The sequence below is a fragment of the Paraburkholderia sp. BL21I4N1 genome (assembly GCF_002973525.1).
GTDB lineage: Bacteria > Pseudomonadota > Gammaproteobacteria > Burkholderiales > Burkholderiaceae > Paraburkholderia.
This window is the reverse complement of record NZ_PVEN01000005.1, coordinates 408,802-426,945: the sequence shown is the minus strand read 5'-3', so window position 1 is coordinate 426,945 and position 18,144 is coordinate 408,802. Positions and strand designations below refer to the sequence as shown.

Sequence of the window (18,144 nt, the reverse complement as noted above, 5' to 3'; positions counted from 1 at the left end):
GTCGGCGTCGACGCGCAAAGCGCACATCATAAACGTCGACGGATTTTCAGGCGTGGTGCAAAAAGCGAAGGGCGGCATCGTGATCGATGCCGCCCTTCGTTTCACGCAACGCCGCTTACTTGATCGGCTTGCTGACGTCGATACCGAACCACTTGTCTGAGATCTTCGCGAACGTACCGTCGGCTTCGAGCTGGTTCATCGCGTCGTCGATCGCCTTGGCGAACTTCGGGTTGCCCTTTTTGAACGGAATGCCCGACGGGTTGCCCGCGCCGACGTTCGCGCCGCTGCGCAGCGGCAACTGCGAGTTCTTCATCAGATACGCGAGCATCAGGCGGTCGTTGAGGGCCGCGTCCAGACGGCCGGCCGCCAGATCGCGCAGGTATTCGGGCGCACCCGGATACGTCTTCACGTCGATGCCCGGCACGGCCTTGGCCATGTCCATGTAGTTCGTGCCCAGCGCGACGCCGAGCTTCTTGCCCTTCAGGTCGTCGAGCGACTTGAACTGGCGCGTGTCGTCCTTACGCTGAATCAGTTGCGCGGCCGAGTACGTGTAGGCCGGCGAGAAGTCGAGCACCTGCTTGCGCGCATCTGTAATGCCGACCTGGTTGGCGATCACGTCGAACTTGCCCGCCTGCAAACCGGCGATGATGCCGCTCCACTCGGTCGTGACGAATTCCGGCTTGACGCCAAGCTTGGCCGCGACGGCCTTGGCGACGTCGACGTCGTAGCCGACCAGTTCGCCCGACGGCGTCTTCGAGTTGAACGGCGGGAAGGTGCCTTCCAGACCGATGCGCAACGTGCCGCGCTGTTTGACCTGGTCGAGCAGATCGTCCGCGTGCGCGGCGACGGCGGTGAACGACGCGCCGATCAGACCGGCGACCAGAAGCTTTTTCAGCAAGCCCAATTTCATCCTGTACCTTTTTGTTCGTCTGGCGTTTTAACAGACGAAAGCATAACAAAGCAGACTATCGAAACCTAAATACTGTTTGTTTATGTCTATATTCCCATGCGGATTGCATGGATGGCGTGGGCGGTATGGCCTTGAGGCTGGCGCTACCGCGTTCGCCGTCGTCCCCGCCGCTTAGCGCAACGCCTGGGCGCATTCGGCTACCAGCGCCGGTCCGCGATAAATGAAGCCGGTGTAAAGCTGCACCAGCGACGCCCCGGCCGCCAGCTTGGCGCGCGCGTCCTCGCCCGAAAAAATTCCGCCGACGCCGATAATCGGCACCGTTTCGCCCACTTCGGCGCGCAGCTTGCGGATCACTTCGTTCGACGCGTCGAACACCGGCTTGCCCGACAGGCCGCCCGCTTCGTCGCCGTATTGCATGCCGGCGACGGCGGTGCGCGACAGCGTGGTGTTGGTGGCGATCACGCCCTCGAACCGGTGACGCAGCAGCGTGTCGGCGATCGACTTGATCTGTTCGTCGTCGAGGTCCGGCGCGATTTTCAGCGCGAGCGGCACCAGCTTGCCGTGCAGGTCCGCGAGGCGCTGCTGCTTGTCCTTGAGCGCCGCGAGCAGCGCGTCGAGTTCGCCCGCGCCCTGCAACTGGCGCAGGTTCTTCGTATTCGGCGACGAGATGTTCACCGTCACGTAGCTGGCGAACGGATACACGCGTTCGAGGCAGTACAGGTAGTCTTCGGCGGCGCGTTCAATGGGCGTGTCGGCGTTCTTGCCGATGTTCAGCCCGAGCGTGCCGCGATAACGCGCGGCCTGCACGTTCTTCACGAACTGGTCGACGCCCGCGTTGTTGAAGCCCATCCGGTTGATCACCGCATTTGCCTGCGGCAGACGGAACATGCGCGGCCGCGGATTGCCCGGCTGCGCGCGCGGCGTGACCGTGCCTACTTCGATAAAGCCGAAACCGAGCGCGGCCAGACCGTCGATGCATGCGCCGTCTTTATCGAGCCCCGCGGCGAGCCCGACCGGGTTGCGGAACGTCAGCCCCATCACGGTGCGCGGCGCATCCGGCACGCGCGGCGCGAGCGCGCCCGCGAGGCCAGTACGGCCGGCGGCGCCGAGCATGCGCAAGGTCAGGTGATGAGCGTCTTCCGCGTCCATGCGAAAGAGTTGGGCGCGTACAAGCGGGTAGAGGGAACTGAACACGGGACGAAGCCGGGCGGCCGGAAAATGGGAACCCGCCATTTTAACGGCTTTGAGGCGTTAATGAGACTGATTGAAAGCGGGGCGAAGGGCGGGATGCGGTGTGTGGGTGTCAGCCGAGCGTTACTGGAGGCTTGACCCGCCGGCAGGATCAGGGCCGCAGCGGTCCGCGCCGTCCGTGGATCGCCAGATCGACCGGCGGCATGTCGATGCTCTCTGGGTCGAGCACATGCCAGGCGCCGTCGATCAAGCCTTCGAGCGGCCGGAAATTCGCCTTGTAGGCCATCTTCGGGCTTTCGCGGATCCAGTAGCCGAGATACACGTATGGCAATTTCAGGCTGCGCGCCTGTTCGATCTGCCAGTAGATGTTGTAGGTGCCGAAGCTGGTGTGCGCGAGTCCCGGCTCGAAAAACGTATACACCGACGAGAGCCCGTCGCCGAGGATGTCGATCATGCTGATCATGCGCAGGATGCCGGGCACGTCGGGCTGATCCGGCCACGGTTCGCGAAACTCCACCAGCCGCGAGTTGATCCGGCTTTGCAGCAGGAACTGCTCGTACTGGTCGCGGCTGTCGCGGTCCATGCCGCCGCCCGCATGCCGTGCGGATTGATAGCGCATATAGAGCGCGTAGTGCTCTTCATCGTAGTGCAGCGGTGCGACGGTCGCGATCAACTGGCCATGCTTCTTCCAGACACGGCGCTGCGTGCGGTTCGGCTCGAACTGGTCGACCGGTACGCGTACCGGCACGCAGGCACGGCAGCCATCGCAATACGGGCGGTAGGTGAACACGCCCGAACGCCGGAAGCCCGCTTTGACGAGGTCGGTGTAGACGTCGGAATTGATCAGGTGGCTGGGTGTGGCGACCTGCGAGCGCGCGATGCGGCCATCCAGATAGCTGCAGGGATACGGCGCCGTTGCATAAAATTGCAGCGCGGAAAGCGGTGAAAGAGGCAGCTCGTTGGGATGAGTCACGTTGGCAGCTCTCGAAGCGTCTCTGGTATTGCAAACCCGGCGTGCCTTGCGGCGCATGGCCCGTGGCTCGTAGGCGACGGCTCCGGATTCGGCCTGATTCTTCCCGGCTGGCTGTCTCTCGGCGCCAACGCGGGTGTTGCTTTGTCAATCAATCGCTTAGCGTGGCCGGTCGGCAGCGGGGCGTGCCGGAAAGCTTGCATAAACGGTAACACGAAAATTTTCGCGGGGCGGCGGCGATGAAGCTCGGGTATTGAATCATCGAACGGGCGGCGCGAGTTGTAGCGACAAGTATATTGCGGATGGCGGCAGGTTGTTTCTCGGTGTTGTGCCTGATGGCAGGGAGATCGCCTGGTGGCGCCTGGAAAATCGCCAAGGTAGTCGACACGCGGGACTACAAATAAGACGGCTTCGCGACGAGTTCCGACAGCACCGCCTTGTCGAAGCGCCATGGAATCGGTGGGGCGCCGACCGTCGCGCGGACATGCGAGATAAACGTCTTGCGCGCGATCTCGCGACCGCCGAGCGAGGCCAGGTGCGACGTGTTCTGCTGGCAATCGATCAACTCGATATGGTGGCTTCGCAAGTGGCCGACAAGCGCGGACAGCGCAATCTTCGAGGCGTCGGTCACGTCCGCGAACATCGATTCGCCGAAGAACATCCGGCCGAACGACACACCGTACAACCCGCCCACACGCTTGCCCTCGAACCAGCTCTCGATGCTGTGCGCATCGCCGACACGATGCAGCGATGAATACGCCTCGACCACGTCGGCGGTAATCCACGTGCCACGCTGACCGCGTCGCGGCGCTTGCGCGCACGCGCGCATCACCCCGGCGAAATCATGGTCGACGCGGATTTCCCACGCGTCTTCGCGCAGCACGCGCTTGAGCGTCTTACGCAACGACGGCGACAGTTTGAATTCGGCGGGCCGCAGGATCATGCGCGGGTCGGGACTCCACCACAGCACCGGCTGGCCGTCGGAGTACCACGGGAAAATGCCGCGCCGGTAAGCGTCGATCAGACGTGACGGCAGCAGGTCGGCGCTGGCGGCCAGCAGCCCCGGCGCGCCGCTGGCGGCGCCGAGCGCGCGTTCGACGGAGGGAAACGGGTCGTCAGGTCCGAGCCAGGGCACCATGGGCGCCGCTCAACCTTCGCGCAGCGAGCGGAAGATGTCGCCCGTGTGCAGGCCGAAACTGCCGGCGGCACGGTCGGCAAAAAAGAAGCGTAGGGTCTGGCCGACCGTGGGGAAGGCGATCTCGTCCCACGGAATCTCGTGTTCCTCGAAGAGTTTGACTTCGAGGCTTTCCTCGCCGGCGGCAATGTCGAGGTCGAGCAGGCGCGCCATGTAGAACAGATGCACCTGATGCACGTGCGGCACGTTCAGCAGCGAGAACAGGCTCTGCACCTCGACGCGCGCGCCGGCTTCCTCCAGCGTTTCGCGCGAGGCGGCCTCGGCGGTGGTCTCGCCCATTTCCATGAAGCCCGCGGGCAGAGTCCAGTAGCCGTAGCGCGGTTCGATCGCGCGACGGCACAGTAGCACCTTGTCGTCCCAGACCGGGACGGTGCCGACCACGTTGCGCGGATTCTGATAGTGCACCGTGCCGCAACTGCCGCAGACGAAGCGCTCGCGGTTGTCGCCCGGCGGAATGCTCAGGCTGACGCCCTGGCCGCAGACAGAACAGAATTTCATAGGATGGGGACGAGAAAGGGTGATGGGAGTTTATCACTGGCACGGGGTTTCACTGACGGCTCGCGATACGCATGAAAACCCGGCGCGCAATCTAATTTTCGATACGGAAAGCTTTCGATAGTATTGAGCGCTTTGGTCGAGTCCACAAAAACCAGAAGGGGTTGAGCATGAACGAGGTACAAGGAAAAAATCAGGCTGATTCGCACATAGGCGGAATCAGCGCCACGCTTTTAACGTCGGTCCTGTCGATGCCGCTCGATCTCGCGGTGTCCGCGCTCTGCGATTGCGCGGAGCTCGAGGAGCGGGTCGAACAGGCGCCCGATTGGGAGGCGCGGTTTCTCGATCAACTGAAGATCGCGCTGGGTCGCGCGTTTGCCGATCGCGAGCCGGCGGCGTTGAGAGAAGTGCATCGCGCGCTGTTTTCCCTTTACGACCTGCATGTAATGGACGGTACGTCGCCGCGTACCGCGAATCAATTCAATCCGACCTTGACGCGGGTTCGCAGTCGCATCGAGCGCGCGTGGATCGACAGTGAAGTGGGGCGGCTCGACATTGAAACCGGCGCGTCCGATAGCGCCGCGATGGTGCGCTCGTTGAAGGACTTGTGGGCGCGGCATCCGGTGGCGGCGCATCCGCTGTTCGATTTTCTGGAGAAAGACGCGTCGCGGGAACAGGTGATCGCGTTTTTCAAAAGCGACAGCGCGTTGAATATCCGCTTCTTCGATCTGCTGCTGTTTTCGATGGTCGGGTCGAGAGAAGGCGTGCGCAAGGAACTCGCGCAAAACTTCTGGGATGAATCCGGACGCGGCGAAGCCGCACGCAGTCATGTGAGTCTGTTCCAGCACTTGCTGGAAACCGTAGGAGTAGGCCGCGCGAACGACAATCACGCCGGCGAACTCGGCTGGCAAGGATTGGCCGGCCACAATCTCTTCATGCTGACCTGTCTGAACCGCCGTCACTACTTCAAGCTGCTCGGCATCATGGCAATGACGGAACTGCTGGATCCGTCGCAATACGAAAAGCTGGCGCGTGGATGCCGGCGCGTCGGTTTGGGGAACCTGAACGAGCTCGATTACTACGATGAGCATGTGACCATCGACGTGATTCACGGCGAAGGCTGGCTGGCGAATGTGATCGTGCCGATCGTGAACGAGACGCCTTCGGTGGGTGCGGATATTTTGCTGGGCGCGGCGTTGCGGCTGGCGAGTTGCCGGGATTATTACGACGCGCTTTTCGAACAGCTCACCGCGTAGTTCGTGGTTGTTGAACCGTCGCGGCAGATTAACCGCTGCTGGGCGGCTGGCTCGTGTGCGTGCGTGAACACGAGCCAGCCGGGGGAAAGTGAATGATGCGAACCGGGCGGATAACAAAGCTCGCCCGGAAAAGCGAAAAGGCCTGATTTCGTGAGAAATCAGGCCTTTGAATGCTTGATGGTTGCGGGGGTAGGATTTGAACCTACGACCTTCGGGTTATGAGCCCGACGAGCTGCCAGACTGCTCCACCCCGCGTCCGTCGAAGAAAAGAGTATAGCGTACACAGCACGCCTCTGCAATAGCTATTTAAGAATCGACTTCACTCCACGCTTGAATTTCCTCGACGACGCGCTCGCAAGTCGTCGCGCGCATGGCCTGTGTCGTATGCCGGAAGGCGCTCGTAAGGCGCTGCGCTAGAATCCAGGTTCGCTTCGCGCGGCGCGTCGTGTGCGGTGTCGACCGCACTCATGTATCGACATCGACGCGCGCCTCAACCGCTTCCATTCTTACTCGCTCCGAACGCCATGGATATCGCCCACGATCTGCAGATGATTGCCGCCCAGGAACACGCGCTGGTGTTCCCCCAATTCGATGCCGACCGTGCATGGCAGGTTGGCGTCTATCTGCACGAGGTCGCGAAAGCGCGTGGTATCGCCGCCGCCATCGACGTGCGCACGTTCGGTCAGCCGCTGTTCTTCAGCCTGCTCGACGGCGCGACGCCGGACAACGTGGATTGGGCGCGCCGCAAGGGCAACACGGTGGCGCATTTCCGGCGCAGCTCGTATGCGATCGGTCTGAAGATGCAGCAGGCCGGCAGCACGCTCGCCGACAAGCACGCGTTGCCGGCTACCGAATACGCGTCGCATGGCGGCGCGTTTCCGTTGACGGTGAAAGGGGTAGGCGTGATCGGCTCGATCACGGTGTCCGGCTTGCCGCAGCGCGCCGATCATGAGCTGGTGGTGGAAGCGCTGTGCGCGCATCTCGGCCATGACTACGGCAAGCTCGCGCTTGCCAGGGCCTGACGCGATGCGGATGCCTCCTTATGCCCTGCTCGGCATCGCGATCGTCGCGGAAGTCATTGCGACTTCCGCGATGCGGGCCTCGGAAGGTTTCTCGCGGCTGGTGCCGTCGGCGGTCGTGGTGATGGGATACGGCATTGCGTTTTACTGCCTGTCGTTGACGCTCAAAAGCATTCCGGTCGGCATCGTCTACGCGGTGTGGTCGGGCGCCGGTATCGTGCTGATCACGCTCGTCGCGCTGCTGCTGTACCGGCAGGTGCCGGACCTGCCGGCGATCATCGGGCTAGGGCTGATTATTGCCGGCGTCGCGGTGCTGAATATCTTTTCGAAGATGCAGGCGCATTGATGCTTCCACAGCCGGCACGCCCGGCGTTCACTTGCAGCGCACGATCATCGAGCGGTTCTTGACGTTCGCCGACACGACGTTCGTCACGCTGCCGCCCGCGGCGCCGCCTTCGTCGTTGTCTTTCGACACGATGTCATAGCCGGTCGCGCCGCATGCCTTGCCGGCCTGCACGTAGCACGAGGCCCAGCTCGACGCGGCGTCCGCGCCGCTGCAATTCACCGCGAAGCCGGTCTGGCCGTTCGGCAGATTGATCAACGACGTGGTGTTCGACGATGCGCAGCCGGCGAGGCTCACGCCGAGCAACACGGCAGCGGGTAGCGCGACCGGCACGGCCGCCCTGCGCAATAGGGCGAGCAAGGCGCTCAGGCGGAGTCGGGTGGCGCGGCGCGATTGCGTCATGAGTTGCATCGTGAGGTTTCCTTTCAGATTGATGTCTGGGGCTCGCCGTATCGGCACGAGGCGAGGGTGGAGCGGCACGAGCCCCAGGCGCGAGGCCTAGGGCGTTTCGACCGTGATGCCCGCCGCGCTGACCAGCCGGCGGCTTTCAGTGCCGCTGACGGTGGCCGCGTCTTCCCAGATGCTGATGGCTTTCGGAATGTCGATGCCGTGGCTTTCGGCGTAAGCAAACCACCGATTCGCCGCATCCGGCTCGGGCAGTTCGTGGTTCCGCAGAAAATATTTTCCCATATTGCGCTCGCTGAACTCGAAAAGGCGTCTCCTGTCAGCACGGATCGTGCCGCGGAGTCTGTTCGACCGGCCGGTGTGGCACAAGTGCGATCCGCTGTAGCAGGCGCGAACTTATCGGCCGGCGAAGCGCCTTACTTACTCGTCGATGGATGAACGGATGCCGCGAGCATGCACGCACGCCATGTGGCATCCGCGCTGACGCCAGACGACACAAATCGCTATCAACTGCAACGAGGAGAACGAAGATGGCTGAACGGGTCAGCGGACCTTATCGCGGCTATTACATCAGCGCCGCCGCGCGCCTCGTGCCGGCCAACGCGGCGCCCGCCCATGCCGTGGGCGGGACCTACATCGGCTCGGTCAGTCTCGCGGAGCTCGGCCCCGACGATCCACACCGGATCGAGACCTTGCTGGAACTCGGCGGCGAGCAGCGTTTCGGCAGCGAGGAGGAGGCGCTCGGCTTCGTCGAACAGGCGGCGCGCGACTACGTCGACCGGCTGCTGGGAGGTCACTGATGACGATCCGCGACGCGAAACAGCGGGCCGTCGCAGGCTGGACCGTGGTCCGGCCGCGCGAGTACCATAGCGGGGTTCTCCGTGACCGGTGGATGCGCGCCGGCCACGCTCTCCCGCCGGATACTTCTGATGAGGCGACCATGGAAATTCGGTTTCCCGCGGACGCGCCTGCTTACCGCGATTCCAATCTCACCGTTGTTTTTCCCGCTCTGGTGAATGGCGAACCGGTGCCGTGCGCGATCTCGGTCGAAGCGCTCGAAGACCACTTCGGCGCGTACAGCGAAAATCTTGAAGGCTGGCTGCGCGCGTTCGACGCCGGCCGCGAACGCATCGAGGCCGTGGCGCGCGAGCATCTGCAGATCAGTAACGGCACGCCCGTGCTGCTCAAAAGCGGACACTTTCCGCCGGGGAATGTGGCGGGGTAAGCGGGGCGTCGGCCCGGTTTTGCACTTGAAACAATCCTCCCGTGTCCTCCCGTATCACGCCGCTTTCGCCGCACTACGACCACCGCCTGCCGCCGCCTTGGCCGAAGCCGCTTCGCGTGAGGCTGCGAAAGTCTGCCGGATGCCTTCCTCATATGACGTCTTAGCGATCGGCCCGATCAACCCGGTCAACGCCGCGTCGTCCATGACGACGGGCTCGGTCATCAGGTAGTTCATCTCCACCAACTCACGCATCAACGGATTGAACAGGCCGAGCACGCGCAGCATGGTTTTGCCGGCAATCATCAGCTTCGGTTTCCGGCCTGCCAGCGCGTAGGCTTGCCGTGCCAATTCGCGCTGCGTGATCGTGCCCGCGCCGGCCAGATGCCACCAGCGTCCATAGGCCTCGGGCGTGCGCGTGAGTTTTTCGACCACCGGTCCGGCGTCCGGCAGATAGATGAACTCGTGCGGCACATCCACCGGGCCGATCATCTGTGCGCGCGTGCCGTTGGTCGCGCCTTCGAACACGCCGTTCACCAGGCTGCGCTCGATCCCTGGGCCGTAGAAGTCGGGCAGGCGCAGCACCAGCGTCGACAGACCGTTGCGGCCGTGCGCCGCGAGCACCAGCTTTTCCTGCGCGAGCCGCATCTGGCCTTTGAACGTGTGCGGCTCGCGCGGATGATCTTCGCGAATCGGGTTGCCGTGCGCGCGGCCATATGGGTACACCGTGCCGATCAGAATGAATCGTTCGACGCTCGCCGCCGTCACGCCGGCGAGCGTGCGCTCCATCAGCGGCGGATGCTCCGCGAAGCGGTCGTAGGGTACGCCGACCAGATAAATCACGGTCTGCAAGCCGGCAGACGCCGCTTGAATGGAAGCGGGATCGTCCGGATTCCATGTGACGATTTCGGCGTGCGGATCGTGGCCGAACGCCGCCTCGAGCGGCTGACGCGAGCGGCCGACCACGCGGTAATCGCGGCCGGCAGCGCTCAACGCCGCTGCAATGATCTGACCTGCCGCACCCGCGGCACCGAACAGCCCGACTTTCCCGTTTGCTTCCATGACCACTCCTTGAGATGGCGCCCGGTCGCGCCGCGAATGAATTTTCCTGACGACTTAAAATTTAGTGAACATCGTTCAGTGAACGGTGTTCAGTTTAATTTGACTTTTCAGTTTGTCAACCGGAAAATAGCTGTCATGGGAATCGCTGAACGAAAGAACCGCCAGAAGCAGGCACTGCGCGAACGCATCCTCGATGCCGCGCGGCGCATCGTGATGCGCGAAGGCTTTGCCGCGCTATCCATGCGCAAGATCGCCGACGCCATCGAATATTCACCGGCCACGCTCTACCTTCACTTCGCGAGCCGCGACGAGATCGCGCAGGCGTTGTGCGAGGAGGGCTATGCGCAATTGCTGGAAACGTTCGTGCCGCACGCGCGGATCGCCGATCCGGCGGAGCGGCTCAAGGCGCTCGGGCGCGCTTATATCGCGTTCGGGGTGGCGCATCCGCAGACGTACCGCCTGATCTTCATGGAAGATCCGAGCTACACCGGCGCGGCATTGGGTGGCGCGGCGCGCAACGCGCAACGGTTGGCGGACGAGGAGGCCGGTGCGGAAGTTGACGATGCAACAAGGTCGGCGAAGAAGAAGGGCACGGTCGCGGCGTCTGCCACGACGGTTGCCGCATCGTCGGACTCCGCCGCGCACAGGGACGACGACGCCGGCGCTGCCGCGCTTCATATCATGCTCGGCGCGCTCGAGGAGTTGAAGGCCGCGGGGCGTCTGTCCGCAGCGGCGGATTTGAGCGTGTGGGCCGAGGCTTTCTGGGCGACCTTGCATGGCATTGTCGCGTTGAACCTCACGTGTCCGGTGTTCCCGACGGCTCCGCTCGACACCGTGCTGAACCTGACGCTCGACGTCTGGTTCGGCCCATCCGGCGCCGCCCCCGGGGCCGCCGCCAAAGCCGCTCCCGAGCCGCGCGCCAAACCGAAAGCCGCGAGCGCGTGATAACGTTCAATTCCATTTCATTTTGCGCCGCCGCGCGTAGCACGCCATGTCCATCCCCGCCTCGCCCGCCGTCAGCGACGAAGTCGCGACCTACGTAGCCAATCGCATCGGCTTCATCGAACTGGAGCGGCCGAAGGCGCTCAACGCGCTGTCCACCGGCATGATTCGCGCCATGCACGCGGCGCTCGACCAGTGGCGCGACAATCCCGACGTCGTCGCGGTCGTGGTGCGCAGCCAGCATCCGCGCGCGTTCTGTGCGGGCGGCGATATCCGCTTTCTGTACGAGTCCGCGCAACGCGGCGAGCATGACGCGCGCGACGTGTTCTTCATCGAGGAATATCGGCTCAATCACGCCATCTTCACGTACCCCAAGCCGTATATCGCATTGATGAACGGCGTGGTGATGGGCGGCGGGATGGGCATTTCGCAGGGCGCGCATCGCACCGGCGGGCTGCGCGTCGTCACCCATTCCACGAAGATGGCGATGCCTGAAACGCGCATCGGCCTGTTTCCCGACGTCGGCGCGAGCTGGTTTCTGGCCCGCACGCCGGGCGCGATCGGTCGCTATCTGGCGGTGACGGGCGAGACGATCGGCGCCGCGGACGCGCTATACGCCGGCCTCGCCGATGTCTATCTCGACGACTCCGCGTTGCCCGCGCTGGTCGACACATTGCGCAGCGAGGTGTTCGAGCGCGGCGCGGACGTGGTGGCGTGCGTCGAACGCGAAGCGCGGGCGCATCAGGTCGTGCCGTCGCCCGAAGCTTCGTCGCTGGCCAATGCGCGGAGGGAGATCGACCGGCATTTCGCGCTGCCCGACGTCGCGCGAATTCTTGCGTCGCTCGAACACGAACGCGACGCCAACAGCCACGGCGGCGAATGGGCCGAACAGATGATAGGGGTGTTGCGCGAACGCTCGCCGTTGTCGATGGCGGTGTCGCTGGAAGTGGTGACGCGCGCCGAGGCTTCGATGGCGGACGTGTTGCGCTGCGATCTCGATCTGACGCGTTCGTGCTTTACGCGCGGCGATACGGTCGAGGGAATTCGCGCGCGCATCATCGACAAGGACAATGCGCCGCGCTGGCGTTTCGCGCGCATTGAAGACGTGAGCGCGGCCGAGGTGGACAAGATGTTCGACAGCCCGTGGCCGGCAAGCGAACACCCGTTGCGGGATCTGCGCGGTTAGGCGAGCCTGGCTGCGCTTACTCCTCGTCCTCACTTGCCATGAAGGCGCGCATGAACACCAGCGCGCCCCAGCCCCACATTGCATTGGCCGCGAACCCCACCGCGAGGCGCGGCAGCATGTTGCCGCTCGGCCAGATACCGCGCAGCGGATCGACCACGAACACGCTCGCCGCCGTCAAAGCGATGCCGCCGAACACAAACGCCGGCACCCACGGCGCGCGCCGCTGCGGCGCGACGCGCAGCAGCCACGCCATCAGCACCGCCCAGAACGCACTCCAGATTGCATTCGCAATGAACTCAGGCAGCCCGAGCGGTAAAAACGGTGCGGTCGAAAAACCCGTTGGGTCGATCAGCCCGGCCGCGTGCAACAGCGCCAACGTCGATTCGTGAAAAAACAGGGAAGCCAGGAAACCGGCGACGAACGGCAGGATGAGTTTTTGCATGCAGTACACCGCGAGAGCTCAGGCGGCGCGGTTCGCGCAGCCTGCACCGGGTTATTGGAAAACGTGCGCCATTATATCTAGGGACCTCCGCTTTCCAGCGTGCACGGCGCGCAACATCCGTATGCTTTAGCGTCGGGCTAATCACGAAAGTGGAAAACCTAAGCTAAAAAAAATCGTTCAAAAGCCGTGGCCCGATCCCTAGACTGTTTCTCCATGCAGACGGTGTTTGCCGCCGTCGCCCATTTAATCGAGCGCCGCACGCGCACGTCTGGTCGAGGGAAGCCGCCGCGATGTCCTGCCTGATGCCGATCTTCATCCGCCGCCAGGCGTTTGCGCGCCGACGCTGTCGTCGCTAGCCGGCGCGGTTACCGACGCTCTTTCTTCATCCTCTTTTGCGTTGCATCGCCGGGCCGCTGACAGGCTGCTCGCGGGATGCGCGCGGCCGACGTGTGCGCGGTCAGCTTCCGCGGCGTCTTCATTCAATCCAGTTTTCGAACAAGCAGGAGCAGCACATGAATGTGTTCTGGTTCATTCCGACTCACGGCGACAGCCGCTATCTCGGTACGTCCCAAGGCGCACGCGCAGCCGATTACGACTACTTCCAGCAGATCGCCGTGGCTGCCGACACGCTCGGCTACGAAGGCGTCCTGCTGCCGACCGGCCGTTCATGCGAAGACGCATGGGTGGTCGCGTCGAGCCTGATCGCCGCGACCAGACGGCTGAAGTTTCTGGTGGCGATCCGTCCGGGCATTTCGTCGCCGGGACTGGCCGCGCGCATGGCGGCGACGTTCGACCGCTTGTCGAACGGACGTTTGCTGATCAACGTCGTGACCGGCGGCGACGCGGCCGAACTGGAAGGTGACGGCGTGTTCGTCGATCACGATACCCGCTACGAGATCACCGACGAATTCCTGCATATCTGGCGCAAGCTGCTCGCCGCGTCGCATACCAACGACGCGATCGATTTCGACGGCAAGCATCTGAGTTCGAAGGGCGGCAAGGCGTTATATCCGCCGGTGCAGAACCCGCATCCGCCGTTGTGGTTCGGCGGCTCGTCGCCGGCCGCGCACGACATGGCGGGCGAGCATATCGACACCTATCTGACGTGGGGCGAGCCGCCCGCGGCCGTGGCGAAAAAGATCGCGGACATTCGGGCACGCGCCGCGGCGCACGGTCGCACGATCAAATTCGGGATTCGTCTGCACGTGATCGTGCGCGAAACGGAAGAAGAGGCTTGGGCCGCCGCCGACAAACTGATCAGCAAGCTCGACGACGAAACCATCGCACGCGCCCAGGCATCGTTCTCGAAGATGGACTCCGAAGGCCAACGCCGCATGGCCGCCTTGCACGGCGGCAAACGCGGCAGTCGTGCGGAACTCGAGGTCTATCCGAATCTGTGGGCGGGCGTGGGACTCGTGCGCGGCGGCGCGGGCACGGCGCTGGTCGGCAATCCGGAGCAGGTGGCGGCGCTGATGAAGGAGTACGCCGCACTCGGCGTGGATACCTTCATTCTGTCCGGCTATCCGCATCTCGAGGAATCGTATCGTTTCGCCGAGCTGGTATTTCCGCTGCTGCCGGACCGCCAGAACAAGACTTCGAATGGACCGCTGTCGGGTCCGTTCGGCGAGATCGTCGGTAATAACTATCTGCCGAAGGCGGCGAGTTCGAGCTGAGCGCGGCGCGCTCCGCTTGCATCCGTCGCCTCTGTCGATGAGGCAATCAGGAAAGTCATCATGGCTCAAGCTACCGTGAATGCGGATCGAAACGAAAACGCGGGCGAACGCGCCGGCGGGTTGCGCCGGCTCGGCGCGCATCTGGCGCCGTGGCTCGCGCCGCTCGCGATCCTGCTTGCGTGGGAACTCGCCGCGCGCAGCGGCGTGCTGTCGACGCGCGTGCTGCCCGAGCCGCTCGCGGTCGTGAAGGCCGCGTGGTCGCTGATCCAGTCCGGTGAAATGTGGGCCGATGTCAAGGTCAGCACGTGGCGCGCGGTGTCGGGCTTTGCGATTGGCGGCGGGATCGGTCTCGTGCTCGGGCTCGCGACCGGCTTGTTCAAACCCGCCGAAATCGCGCTCGATTCGACCGTGCAGATGATACGCAACATCCCCGCGCTGGCGATGATTCCGCTCGTGATCCTGTGGTTCGGGATCGAGGAAGAAGCCAAGGTATTTCTGGTCGCGCTCGGTGTGTTCTTTCCGATCTACGTGAACACCTTTCACGGCATCCGTTCGGTCGACGCGAACCTGATCGAGATGGCGCGCAGCTACGGCGTGAAGGGTTTTGCGTTGTACCGGCATGTGGTGTTGCCGGGCGCGTTGCCGTCGATTCTGGTCGGTGTGCGTTTCGCGTTCGGGCTGATGTGGGTCACGCTGATCGTCGCCGAGACCATTTCCGCGCAGTCGGGCATTGGCTATATGACGATGAACGCGCGCGAGTTCCTGCAAACCGATGTGGTGGTGGTCGGCATTCTGCTGTATGCGGGGCTCGGCAAGCTCGCCGACGTGCTGGCGAAGAGCCTCGAGCGCGTGTCGTTGCGCTGGCATCCGGCTTATCAACGAGGAGCGAAATGATGAACGCGACGACTTTTTCGGCGTCGTTTGGCGGGATCGCGGGCCGCGATCTCGAAGCTGAGCTGGCGCAAACGCGTGTTGTCGATCGTGACGCTGGTGAAGCGGCGGGATTTGAGTTTGATGATGCGTCGCACGAGGTCGCGCAGTTGGGGGATTTGCGCGAGATTGACGTGTCGGTGCGTGGGGTTGCGGTGGCGCGCGATTTTGCTGCGGGGGCGGTTGCGCGGTTGGTTGAGGGGGGCCGCGCGGGTTCAGACGCAGATTCCGCCGCACGGTCGGCCGATTACTCGGTGCAGTTGCGCGGTGTCGGCAAGCAGTACGGCGAGCGCAAGGTGCTGGCCGATTTCGATCTGTCGATCGAGCGCGGCAGTTTCGTGGCGATCGTCGGCCGCAGCGGTTGCGGTAAATCGACGTTGCTGCGGCTGGTCGCCGGCCTCGAAAAAACCAGCGCGGGCGTGCTCGATAAACGCGCCGAAGACGGCGGTCCGCTCGATACCCGCATCATGTTTCAGGACGCGCGCCTGCTGCCGTGGAAGAGCGTGCTGCAGAACGTGATGCTCGGCCTCGGCCGCAGCGCGCGCGACGATGCGCGCGCTGTGCTCGCCGAAGTCGGCCTGCTCGAACGCGCCAACGACTGGCCCGCGCAGCTTTCCGGCGGTCAGCGTCAGCGGGTCGCGCTGGCAAGGGCGTTGGTGCATCGCCCGCAATTGCTGCTGCTCGATGAACCGCTCGGCGCACTGGATGCCTTGACGCGGATCGAAATGCACGCGCTGATCGAGCGCCTGTGGCGCGAGCATCGCTTTACCGCATTACTGGTGACGCACGATGTGCATGAAGCCGTCGCGCTCGGCGACCGGATTCTGCTCATCGAGGAAGGGCGGATCGCGCTCGATCAACCGGTGCCGCTCGCGCGTCCGCGGGCACGCGCGTCGGCGGGTTTCGCGGCGCTCGAAGACCATGTGTTGCAACGCGTGCTGCAAAACGCGCCGAATGACGACGCGTTGTCGCATCGCGCCTACGAAACACGTGAAGAAGGCCGTGTCATGCGGCCGACCGAGGTCCGCTGGGCCGTCTGAGATTGCTTGCCCGACCTGTTTTTTTAATCGTTTTTCTGGACTTTGGAGTCACCCGTTATGAGCATTTCCGCAATCAACGTACGCAATCAGTTCAAGGGCAAGGTCAAGGAAATCATCCGCGGGCCGGTGGTGTCCGAGGTCGATGTCGATACCCCGTTCGGTATCGTCACCTCCGTCATCACCACGCGCTCGGTCGACGAACTGGATCTGAAGGTCGGCTCGGAAGTGGTGGCGCTGGTGAAGTCGACGGAGGTGTCGATCGCGCGTCTTTGAGGCCGGTGCCGCACGCGCTATTTCGCGTTCGCGCCGCTGGCGGGCGGCTGGCGCGTCATCCGGTCGTGGGTCGGTTGGGGTGGCCGCTTGACCGGCATGTTGTCCGGGTTGCTCGAACCGCCTGCGCCTGACGCCGCCGGCGGCGGTTTGGCCATCGGCGCGTTGCTGTCCTGCAGAGGAGGTGGGTTCGTTTGGGCGAGCTGAGGGCGGGTTGGTGCGCTTTGCGCGGGTCGAGGCGTCTGGGCGAACGTCGGCGTGCCGCTCGCACCGAACAGCGTGAGCGCGACGCCCGCTGTCAACGCTGCGCTCGACGTTGCGTTCGACATCGCGGTCAACATTTTCAACGCCGCCGATCTGCTTCGTTTCATGTCTTTCTCCTCTGCGAGTCCGGCCTTGTCTGGCCCGCTCCCGCGCGTGTTCAACGTGCCGCATCCGACACCTTGCGCACGCAATCCCTATGCCTCGACGCACGGCTGCATACCGCTCTGAAAGTTGCTAGGATGAATTGATCATCCCGACGGGAGACGGCGATGTCCAAGTCATTGAGTCCCGAAGCAATCGAAGCGTTGCGACGCCTGAACGATGTCGGCGTCGGCCAGCCCGCACCGGCCTTCGCGCAGGCCGTCGCGGCTGAATTGCTGGCGAGCGGTCTGGTGACCGAAGCAGGTAGCGGCGAGGTCGAGATCACCTGTAACGGCCGGCAGTATCTGTCGGGCGATTGCGACTGATTGTCAGGGTCTGGCGGTCTGGCAGCGACGGCCACGCGGCGCGCGGGCCCGCGCTCGCTGGGTCAGTGCGGCCGGTGGGTCGGCGACCGGATGCGGCAACTCACACCACGAGTCACCACGGAGGCGTCCATGGAGCCAAAAGGTCTCGACATGGGGGACTATCAGGAGCGCTATCAGGACTACGACATCGAGGTCGCGGTCGAGCAGGTGCTGACCGGCGTCAAGGCGCATTTCCGGGTGCTGCGAGGCGGCGCCGTGGTGATCGATTGGCGGCTCGTGCGGATCGACAGTCTCTGGCCAACCGAACATGCGGCGGCGGAGGCGGCCTTCCGCGCCGGACGCGAGACGATCGACGCGGGCTTCGCCGCCTAGCGTCGGCAGCTCGTACGGCTATGGGGCGAGCTGGACAACACGGTGTCGAACCTGCGTTAAATCATCGCTAACCGCTGTAAACGCAAACTGGGCGCCGGCATGAATAGATCATGCGCGACGCCCAGTTTTATCTGCTGCCCGTGGCGGCAGCAGATTCAACAACGCTCGACTGCTTAGTGGCCGAAGAAAACCGATTGCGGGCCCGAAGTCGCTTCACGCGTACCCGATTGCGTCGACACGCTATTCACGCCGCCGTAAGCGTTCGATTCCGATTGAGCGCGTTCCGCAGCGACGGTTTGAGCGTTCTGGCCTTGTTGCGAAGCCGGTGCGCCAACCGACGGACGATACGACGGTGCCGGGCCGTAGCCACTAGCGAAAGCGGGAGCGGCGATCGAGGCAGAAACAGCAACCAGCACAGCGGCGATAAGCTTGGTGTTCATGGTGTGACTCCGTTAAACGTTTTGACTTCAGTTCAGGATGGCGTCGCAGG

The 18,144-nt window shown here is 63.8% G+C and carries 24 protein-coding genes and 1 tRNA gene; 13 read left to right on the top strand and 12 right to left on the bottom strand.

Annotation, left to right across the window (positions count from 1 at the left end; genetic code table 11):
• Nucleotides 1–115: 115 nt before the first annotated feature.
• The 5 genes from B0G83_RS16670 to B0G83_RS16650 all read right to left on the bottom strand — a co-directional run bounded on the left by B0G83_RS16670 (nt 116) and on the right by B0G83_RS16650 (nt 4,764).
• Nucleotides 116–910 (bottom strand): cystine ABC transporter substrate-binding protein, encoded by a 795-nt coding sequence (locus tag B0G83_RS16670; RefSeq protein ID WP_035550685.1) that lies wholly within the window; start codon nt 908–910, stop codon nt 116–118.
• A gap of 171 nt (nt 911–1,081) precedes the next feature.
• The gene (locus tag B0G83_RS16665) at nt 1,082–2,059 is read right to left on the bottom strand and encodes a quinone-dependent dihydroorotate dehydrogenase (RefSeq protein WP_244146882.1); all 978 of its coding nucleotides are present in this window, start codon (nt 2,057–2,059) and stop codon (nt 1,082–1,084) included.
• Nucleotides 2,060–2,252: 193 nt separating this feature from the next.
• Nucleotides 2,253–3,074 (bottom strand): arginyltransferase, encoded by an 822-nt coding sequence (locus B0G83_RS16660; protein ID WP_105508475.1) that lies wholly within the window; start codon nt 3,072–3,074, stop codon nt 2,253–2,255.
• 391 nt (nt 3,075–3,465) lie between these two features.
• Nucleotides 3,466–4,209, bottom strand: coding sequence for a leucyl/phenylalanyl-tRNA--protein transferase (gene aat, locus B0G83_RS16655; protein ID WP_105508474.1), 744 nt, complete (start codon nt 4,207–4,209; stop codon nt 3,466–3,468).
• A 9-nt stretch (nt 4,210–4,218) separates the two neighbouring features.
• Nucleotides 4,219–4,764, bottom strand: a complete 546-nt coding sequence (locus B0G83_RS16650) for an NUDIX hydrolase (RefSeq protein ID WP_105508473.1) — start codon at nt 4,762–4,764, stop codon at nt 4,219–4,221.
• A 167-nt stretch (nt 4,765–4,931) separates the two neighbouring features.
• Between B0G83_RS16650 and B0G83_RS16645 the strand changes: the two genes are divergently transcribed.
• Nucleotides 4,932–6,017 (top strand): iron-containing redox enzyme family protein, encoded by a 1,086-nt coding sequence (locus B0G83_RS16645; RefSeq protein ID WP_105508472.1) that lies wholly within the window; start codon nt 4,932–4,934, stop codon nt 6,015–6,017.
• Nucleotides 6,018–6,195: 178 nt separating this feature from the next.
• Here the strand turns inward: B0G83_RS16645 and B0G83_RS16640 are convergent.
• Nucleotides 6,196–6,272, bottom strand: a tRNA-Met gene (locus B0G83_RS16640).
• 269 nt (nt 6,273–6,541) lie between these two features.
• On the opposite strand from B0G83_RS16640, the gene B0G83_RS16635 reads away from it, so the two are divergent.
• Nucleotides 6,542–7,039, top strand: coding sequence for a heme-degrading domain-containing protein (locus tag B0G83_RS16635; RefSeq protein WP_105508471.1), 498 nt, complete (start codon nt 6,542–6,544; stop codon nt 7,037–7,039).
• Nucleotides 7,040–7,049: 10 nt separating this feature from the next.
• On the top strand, nt 7,050–7,382 hold the full coding sequence (locus tag B0G83_RS16630; protein ID WP_374954916.1) for a DMT family transporter: 333 nt from the start codon (nt 7,050–7,052) through the stop codon (nt 7,380–7,382).
• Nucleotides 7,383–7,409: 27 nt separating this feature from the next.
• Here B0G83_RS16630 and B0G83_RS16625 read toward each other — a convergent pair whose 3' ends face one another.
• A complete protein-coding gene (locus B0G83_RS16625) occupies nt 7,410–7,790 on the bottom strand; it encodes a hypothetical protein (RefSeq protein WP_105508469.1) in 381 nt (126 codons plus the stop codon).
• Nucleotides 7,791–7,877: 87 nt separating this feature from the next.
• Nucleotides 7,878–8,069 carry a hypothetical protein gene (locus B0G83_RS16620; protein ID WP_105508468.1) on the bottom strand — a complete coding sequence of 64 codons (192 nt, stop codon included), beginning with the start codon at nt 8,067–8,069 and terminating at the stop codon, nt 7,878–7,880.
• 245 nt (nt 8,070–8,314) lie between these two features.
• Here B0G83_RS16620 and B0G83_RS16615 point away from each other — a divergent pair, with 245 nt between their 5' ends.
• A complete protein-coding gene (locus B0G83_RS16615; protein WP_035550656.1) occupies nt 8,315–8,584 on the top strand; it encodes a hypothetical protein in 270 nt (89 codons plus the stop codon).
• The gene (locus B0G83_RS16610) at nt 8,584–9,009 is read left to right on the top strand and encodes a DUF1488 domain-containing protein (protein ID WP_258167911.1); all 426 of its coding nucleotides are present in this window, start codon (nt 8,584–8,586) and stop codon (nt 9,007–9,009) included. Before B0G83_RS16615 ends, B0G83_RS16610 begins: the two co-directional genes overlap by 1 nt.
• A 54-nt stretch (nt 9,010–9,063) precedes the next feature.
• On the opposite strand, the gene B0G83_RS16605 is transcribed toward B0G83_RS16610, so the two are convergent.
• Entirely contained in the window at nt 9,064–10,068 is a 1,005-nt protein-coding gene (locus B0G83_RS16605) for an NAD-dependent epimerase/dehydratase family protein (RefSeq protein WP_105508467.1), read from the bottom strand.
• A 135-nt stretch (nt 10,069–10,203) separates the two neighbouring features.
• Here B0G83_RS16605 and B0G83_RS16600 point away from each other — a divergent pair, with 135 nt between their 5' ends.
• Both B0G83_RS16600 and B0G83_RS16595 read left to right on the top strand, forming a co-directional pair.
• A complete protein-coding gene (locus B0G83_RS16600) occupies nt 10,204–11,013 on the top strand; it encodes a TetR/AcrR family transcriptional regulator (RefSeq protein ID WP_105508466.1) in 810 nt (269 codons plus the stop codon).
• A gap of 46 nt (nt 11,014–11,059) precedes the next feature.
• Nucleotides 11,060–12,196, top strand: a complete 1,137-nt coding sequence (locus B0G83_RS16595) for an enoyl-CoA hydratase/isomerase family protein (protein ID WP_105508465.1) — start codon at nt 11,060–11,062, stop codon at nt 12,194–12,196.
• Nucleotides 12,197–12,212: 16 nt separating this feature from the next.
• Here B0G83_RS16595 and B0G83_RS16590 read toward each other — a convergent pair whose 3' ends face one another.
• The gene (locus B0G83_RS16590; RefSeq protein ID WP_105508464.1) at nt 12,213–12,638 is read right to left on the bottom strand and encodes a hypothetical protein; all 426 of its coding nucleotides are present in this window, start codon (nt 12,636–12,638) and stop codon (nt 12,213–12,215) included.
• Between the two features lie 512 nt (nt 12,639–13,150).
• Here B0G83_RS16590 and ssuD point away from each other — a divergent pair.
• The 4 genes from ssuD to B0G83_RS16570 are packed head-to-tail and all read left to right on the top strand — an operon-like array spanning nt 13,151 to nt 16,554.
• Nucleotides 13,151–14,311, top strand: a complete 1,161-nt coding sequence (ssuD, locus tag B0G83_RS16585; protein WP_105508463.1) for an FMNH2-dependent alkanesulfonate monooxygenase — start codon at nt 13,151–13,153, stop codon at nt 14,309–14,311.
• A 60-nt stretch (nt 14,312–14,371) separates the two neighbouring features.
• Nucleotides 14,372–15,205: an aliphatic sulfonate ABC transporter permease SsuC gene (gene ssuC, locus B0G83_RS16580; RefSeq protein ID WP_105508462.1), complete on the top strand. Its 834-nt coding sequence runs from the start codon at nt 14,372–14,374 to the stop codon at nt 15,203–15,205.
• The gene (locus B0G83_RS16575) at nt 15,205–16,281 is read left to right on the top strand and encodes an ATP-binding cassette domain-containing protein (protein ID WP_105508461.1); all 1,077 of its coding nucleotides are present in this window, start codon (nt 15,205–15,207) and stop codon (nt 16,279–16,281) included. The genes ssuC and B0G83_RS16575 overlap by 1 nt, the downstream gene beginning before the upstream one ends.
• 57 nt (nt 16,282–16,338) lie before the next feature.
• On the top strand, nt 16,339–16,554 hold the full coding sequence (locus B0G83_RS16570) for a molybdopterin-binding protein (protein WP_011488137.1): 216 nt from the start codon (nt 16,339–16,341) through the stop codon (nt 16,552–16,554).
• Nucleotides 16,555–16,571: 17 nt separating this feature from the next.
• Here the strand turns inward: B0G83_RS16570 and B0G83_RS16565 are convergent, their stop codons facing one another.
• Nucleotides 16,572–16,922: a hypothetical protein gene (locus tag B0G83_RS16565; protein ID WP_374954915.1), complete on the bottom strand. Its 351-nt coding sequence runs from the start codon at nt 16,920–16,922 to the stop codon at nt 16,572–16,574.
• Between the two features lie 162 nt (nt 16,923–17,084).
• On the opposite strand from B0G83_RS16565, the gene B0G83_RS16560 reads away from it, so the two are divergent.
• Complete coding sequence (locus B0G83_RS16560) at nt 17,085–17,282, top strand: hypothetical protein (protein WP_105508460.1); 198 nt, start codon at nt 17,085–17,087, stop codon at nt 17,280–17,282.
• 129 nt (nt 17,283–17,411) lie between these two features.
• The gene (locus B0G83_RS16555; protein ID WP_105508459.1) at nt 17,412–17,654 is read left to right on the top strand and encodes a hypothetical protein; all 243 of its coding nucleotides are present in this window, start codon (nt 17,412–17,414) and stop codon (nt 17,652–17,654) included.
• Between the two features lie 173 nt (nt 17,655–17,827).
• On the opposite strand, the gene B0G83_RS16550 is transcribed toward B0G83_RS16555, so the two are convergent.
• Nucleotides 17,828–18,094 (bottom strand): hypothetical protein, encoded by a 267-nt coding sequence (locus B0G83_RS16550; RefSeq protein ID WP_105508458.1) that lies wholly within the window; start codon nt 18,092–18,094, stop codon nt 17,828–17,830.
• Between the last annotated feature and the right edge of the window lie 50 nt (nt 18,095–18,144).

What these genes read in the sequence shown, in the direction of transcription:
- B0G83_RS16570 (WP_011488137.1), top strand. Translation starts at nt 16,339, where the DNA reads ATGAGCATTTCCGCAATCAACGTACGCAATCAGTTCAAGGGCAAGGTC.
- B0G83_RS16635 (WP_105508471.1), top strand. Translation starts at nt 6,542, where the DNA reads ATGGATATCGCCCACGATCTGCAGATGATTGCCGCCCAGGAACACGCG.
- aat (WP_105508474.1), bottom strand. Translation starts at nt 4,209, where the DNA reads ATGGTGCCCTGGCTCGGACCTGACGACCCGTTTCCCTCCGTCGAACGC.
- B0G83_RS16650 (WP_105508473.1), bottom strand. Translation starts at nt 4,764, where the DNA reads ATGAAATTCTGTTCTGTCTGCGGCCAGGGCGTCAGCCTGAGCATTCCG.
- B0G83_RS16590 (WP_105508464.1), bottom strand. Translation starts at nt 12,638, where the DNA reads ATGCAAAAACTCATCCTGCCGTTCGTCGCCGGTTTCCTGGCTTCCCTG.
- B0G83_RS16560 (WP_105508460.1), top strand. Translation starts at nt 17,085, where the DNA reads ATGTCCAAGTCATTGAGTCCCGAAGCAATCGAAGCGTTGCGACGCCTG.
- B0G83_RS16610 (WP_258167911.1), top strand. Translation starts at nt 8,584, where the DNA reads ATGACGATCCGCGACGCGAAACAGCGGGCCGTCGCAGGCTGGACCGTG.
- B0G83_RS16615 (WP_035550656.1), top strand. Translation starts at nt 8,315, where the DNA reads ATGGCTGAACGGGTCAGCGGACCTTATCGCGGCTATTACATCAGCGCC.
- B0G83_RS16620 (WP_105508468.1), bottom strand. Translation starts at nt 8,069, where the DNA reads ATGGGAAAATATTTTCTGCGGAACCACGAACTGCCCGAGCCGGATGCG.
- B0G83_RS16630 (WP_374954916.1), top strand. Translation starts at nt 7,050, where the DNA reads ATGCCTCCTTATGCCCTGCTCGGCATCGCGATCGTCGCGGAAGTCATT.
- B0G83_RS16625 (WP_105508469.1), bottom strand. Translation starts at nt 7,790, where the DNA reads ATGCAACTCATGACGCAATCGCGCCGCGCCACCCGACTCCGCCTGAGC.
- B0G83_RS16645 (WP_105508472.1), top strand. Translation starts at nt 4,932, where the DNA reads ATGAACGAGGTACAAGGAAAAAATCAGGCTGATTCGCACATAGGCGGA.
- ssuC (WP_105508462.1), top strand. Translation starts at nt 14,372, where the DNA reads ATGGCTCAAGCTACCGTGAATGCGGATCGAAACGAAAACGCGGGCGAA.
- B0G83_RS16575 (WP_105508461.1), top strand. Translation starts at nt 15,205, where the DNA reads ATGAACGCGACGACTTTTTCGGCGTCGTTTGGCGGGATCGCGGGCCGC.
- B0G83_RS16600 (WP_105508466.1), top strand. Translation starts at nt 10,204, where the DNA reads ATGGGAATCGCTGAACGAAAGAACCGCCAGAAGCAGGCACTGCGCGAA.
- ssuD (WP_105508463.1), top strand. Translation starts at nt 13,151, where the DNA reads ATGAATGTGTTCTGGTTCATTCCGACTCACGGCGACAGCCGCTATCTC.
- B0G83_RS16665 (WP_244146882.1), bottom strand. Translation starts at nt 2,059, where the DNA reads ATGGACGCGGAAGACGCTCATCACCTGACCTTGCGCATGCTCGGCGCC.
- B0G83_RS16550 (WP_105508458.1), bottom strand. Translation starts at nt 18,094, where the DNA reads ATGAACACCAAGCTTATCGCCGCTGTGCTGGTTGCTGTTTCTGCCTCG.
- B0G83_RS16670 (WP_035550685.1), bottom strand. Translation starts at nt 910, where the DNA reads ATGAAATTGGGCTTGCTGAAAAAGCTTCTGGTCGCCGGTCTGATCGGC.
- B0G83_RS16565 (WP_374954915.1), bottom strand. Translation starts at nt 16,922, where the DNA reads ATGAAACGAAGCAGATCGGCGGCGTTGAAAATGTTGACCGCGATGTCG.
- B0G83_RS16605 (WP_105508467.1), bottom strand. Translation starts at nt 10,068, where the DNA reads ATGGAAGCAAACGGGAAAGTCGGGCTGTTCGGTGCCGCGGGTGCGGCA.
- B0G83_RS16555 (WP_105508459.1), top strand. Translation starts at nt 17,412, where the DNA reads ATGGAGCCAAAAGGTCTCGACATGGGGGACTATCAGGAGCGCTATCAG.
- B0G83_RS16595 (WP_105508465.1), top strand. Translation starts at nt 11,060, where the DNA reads ATGTCCATCCCCGCCTCGCCCGCCGTCAGCGACGAAGTCGCGACCTAC.